The following is a 3719-nucleotide window of genomic DNA, read 5'->3' on the forward strand; positions in this document are numbered from 1 at the left end:
GGTCACTTCCCCCGGTGGCGGCGCCGGAACACACACGGCATGGTCGGCGTACGGGCCCACGTCCGTGGCGCCCTCCGAGCCGGACCGGCGGCGGCCGGTGGGCGGCAGCCGATCAACAACAGCGGCAACAGCGGCAGCAGCGGCCGCGCGCGCGACCGCGACAGCGGGGCCGCTGGCGGGAGGGCACCCGGAACTGGCTGTCGTGGCGTTCGGCCACCGTGATCACCGCCGGGAGCATGCGGGGAGGTTCGCATCAGAACGGCACATCTGTCCAGAACATCCAGATCACTGTCCACATGCCGGACAGTCGGCGTCCCGGTGGAGATTTTGAAGCCACGGCGGGGGCGCGCCGGAGTTTTGCCCGTCCTGCCCCCCTTGAACGGGAGAACCTTTCGTACATATGGTGTCCCCGTTGAAATAACTCCTGTCGAAGTGAGTCCACGATGCAGAATCTTTCGCCAAGGCTCGCTGCGGCGGCCGACGCCCCGGCCTCGACCCTCGCCGCCCACCCGGCGTGGCTGCGCCTGAAGGAGGCCGTCGAGACGCTGCGCCCGCTGCAGTCCAAGGACGGCTCGATCGACCTGGCCGCCGTCCAGCGGCTCACCGTCGATCCCCTGGTGGCCACCGTGCGCGCCGCGGTCGAGGAGCTCGCTCCGAACTTCCCGCACGACGCGGCCTACCTCGCCGCCGTCGACGCGGACCTCGCGAAGTGGGCCGACACCGGCTACCGGGAGCCCGACTTCCTGGACTCGCTGCTCGCCTTCCAGCCCGCCGAGCAGCGGGAGGACGGCCTGGAGCACCTGGTCGTCTTCCCGATGTACACCCAGAACGGCAACCCGAACCGCAACCTGGAAGCCGTCCTGCTGCGCGTCGTGTGGCCCGACTGGCTGGCCGAGCTGGAGCGCACCCGCTTCGACAACCCGATGTTCGTGCCGATCACCTTCACGGACTTCACGGCCGGCTACGACACCAACTCCGCCGTGCTCTTCCCCGAGACGGTCTCCGTGCGCAAGGCGCCGGAACGATTCACCTGGGGCGGCATCTTCTGCGACCGCGAGGCCGCCCGCTTCCGTGCCGTCTCCACCAGTGCCGTCCGGCAGCTCGGCCTGGAGATCCCGGCCGACGCCGAGGGCCTGCTCGAAGACCAGCAGCGCGCGCAGGAGACCTTCGTCCTGTGGGACCTCGTCCACGACCGCACCCACAGCCACGGCGACCTGCCGTTCGACCCCTTCATGATCAAGCAGCGCAGCCCGTTCTGGATGTACGGCCTGGAGGAGCTCCGCTGTGACCTCACCACCTTCAAGGAGGCGGTGAAGCTGGAGTCCGAGGGCAACCCGCACGCCCGCGACGTCCAGTACGCGATCCTCTTCGACCGTCTGTTCCGCTTCCCGGTCTCCGGCGACCGGGTGCGCAACTACGACGGCATGGGCGGCCAGCTGCTCTTCGCCTACCTGCACAAGCACGACGCGCTGCGCTGGCGCGACAACCGCCTCAGCATCGATTGGGAGCGCGCCCCGCAGGTCACCAACGCGCTCTGCGCCGAGATCGAGACCCTGTACCGCGACGGCATCGACCGGCCCAAGCCGGCCCACTGGATCGCCGCCTACGAACTGGTGTCCCGCTACCTCACCCCGCACCCGGCCTCCACCTGGGCGAAGGGCCCCGAGGCCCTGCCGCTGGACATCACCGACGGCAAAGCCCTGAACAAGGCGCTGTGCGACGCCGTGCTCCCGGACGAGTTCCCGCTGAGCATGTTCTACGAGGCCCTGTCCAAGAAGCTCGGCGGCGTCATCGCCGCCACCGCCGGCATCACCGGCACCGGTATCCAGGGAGTCGCCGCGTGACCACCACCCCCTCCACCAAGCTGGCCGGCAAGGTCATCGCCGTCGCGGGCGCCAGCGGACCGGCCGGACAGGCCGTGCTGCGCCGCCTCACCGCGGACGGCGCCACCGTGGTCGGCGCCGACATCGACGCCCGCCGCCTGGAGTCGGCCCTGGACGCCACCCGCGTCGCGGTGCGCGGAGCCAAGGTCAGCGGCCAGGTGATCGACCTGCTCGACCCGCAGGAGGTCCACGACTGGGCCGACCACCTGGAGGCGGAGCACGGCCACGTCGACGGCCTGTTCCACCTGGTCGGCGGCTGGCGCGGCGGCAAGACCTTCTTCGACACCCGCCTGGACGACTGGGACTTCCTGCACGACACCGTCGTGCGCACCCTCCAGCACACCTCGCTGGCCTTCCAGCCCGCGCTGGTCCGCAGCGAGGCCGGCCGCTACGCCATGGTCTCCGCCGCCGCCGCGCACAAGCCCACCGCGGGCGGCGCCGCCTACGCGGCCGCCAAGGCCGCCACCGAGGCCTGGACCCTCGCCATGGCCGACTCCTTCAAGAAGGAGACCACCTCCCCGGACGGCGAGCCCACCGCGGCGGCTGCCATCCTGGTCATCAAGGCGCTGGTCAGCCCCGAGATGCGGGCCGAGAAGCCGGAGGCGAAGTTCGCCGGCTTCACCGACACCGCCGACCTCGCCGGACACCTGGCGGACCTCTGGGACCGCCCCGCAGCAGAACTGAACGGACAGCACCTGTGGCTGACAGCCCGATGACCGACCTCACCCGTACGGACGCGGTACGGCGGCACGACCCCGCCGTCCGCGGCTTCGCCAGCGACAACTACGCCGGCGTCCACCCCGAGGTCCTCGCCGCGATAGCCCTCGCCAACGACGGTCACCAGATCGCGTACGGCGAGGACGACTACACGGCCCACCTGCAGGACGTCTTCCGCCGCCACTTCGGCGACCGGGCCGAGGCCTACCCGGTCTTCAACGGCACCGGCGCCAACGTGGTCGCCCTCCAGGCGCTGCTCCCGCGCTGGGGCGCCGTGGTCTGCGCCGAGTCCGCTCACATCCACGTGGACGAGGGCGGCGCCCCGGAGAAGATGGGCGGCATCAAGCTGCTCACCGTCCCCACTCCGGACGGCAAGCTCACCCCCGAACTGCTCGACCAGCAGGCCTGGGGCTACGGCGACGAGCACCGCGCGCAGCCGCTCGCGGTCTCCATCACCCAGAGCACCGAGCTGGGCACGCTCTACACCGTCGACGAGATCCGCGCGATCACCGAGCACGCCCACCAGCTCGGCATGCTCGTCCACGTCGACGGCTCCCGCCTGGCCAACGCCGCCGCCTCGCTCGGCCTGCCGATGCGGGCCTTCACCACGGACGTGGGCGTCGACGTCCTCTCCTTCGGTGGCACGAAGAACGGCCTGCTGTTCGGCGAGGCCGTGGTGGTGCTCAACCCGGACCGGGTGCGCAACATCAAGTACCTGCGCAAGACCTCGATGCAGCTCGCCTCGAAGATGCGCTTCGTCTCCGTCCAGTTCGAGGCGCTGCTCGCCGGTGACCTCTACCTGCGCAACGCCGGTCACGCCAACGCGATGGCCAGCCGGCTGGAGGCCGCGGTCCGGCAGATCGACGGGGTCGAGGTCGTTCGCCCGGTCCAGGCGAACGCGGTGTTCGCGATCCTCCCGCGGGAGGTCAGCGAGCGGCTGCAGAAGCGCTACCGCTTCTACTTCTGGAACGAGCACACCGGCGAGGTCCGCTGGATGTGCGCTTACGACACCACGGAGGCCGACATCGACGCCTTCGCGGCGGCCATCGCCGAGGAGATGGGCCGCGCCTGACGGTGCCTGAACCACGGATCGTCCCGTCCTGCGACAGCAGGGCGGGA

At 70.7% G+C, this 3719-nt stretch carries 3 protein-coding genes; all 3 read left to right on the forward strand.

The features are described 5' to 3' along the window. The first annotated feature begins 443 nt into the window (after window positions 1-443). From J0670_RS32830 to J0670_RS32840, 3 genes are read left to right on the forward strand one after another with little or no spacing between them, the layout of a single operon-like run. Complete coding sequence (locus tag J0670_RS32830; RefSeq protein WP_207815782.1) at window positions 444-1844, forward strand: DUF6421 family protein; 1401 nt, start codon at window positions 444-446, stop codon at window positions 1842-1844. Continuing rightward, on the forward strand, window positions 1841-2599 hold the full coding sequence (locus J0670_RS32835; protein WP_207815784.1) for an SDR family NAD(P)-dependent oxidoreductase: 759 nt from the start codon (window positions 1841-1843) through the stop codon (window positions 2597-2599). The genes J0670_RS32830 and J0670_RS32835 overlap by 4 nt, the downstream gene beginning before the upstream one ends. Continuing rightward, window positions 2596-3672 carry a low specificity L-threonine aldolase gene (locus J0670_RS32840; protein ID WP_207815785.1) on the forward strand — a complete coding sequence of 359 codons (1077 nt, stop codon included), beginning with the start codon at window positions 2596-2598 and terminating at the stop codon, window positions 3670-3672. Before J0670_RS32835 ends, J0670_RS32840 begins: the two co-directional genes overlap by 4 nt. The last annotated feature ends 47 nt before the right edge of the window (window positions 3673-3719 follow it).

This window comes from Streptomyces sp. FH025, from assembly GCF_017427025.1.
In the GTDB taxonomy this organism is placed as follows: domain Bacteria; phylum Actinomycetota; class Actinomycetes; order Streptomycetales; family Streptomycetaceae; genus Kitasatospora.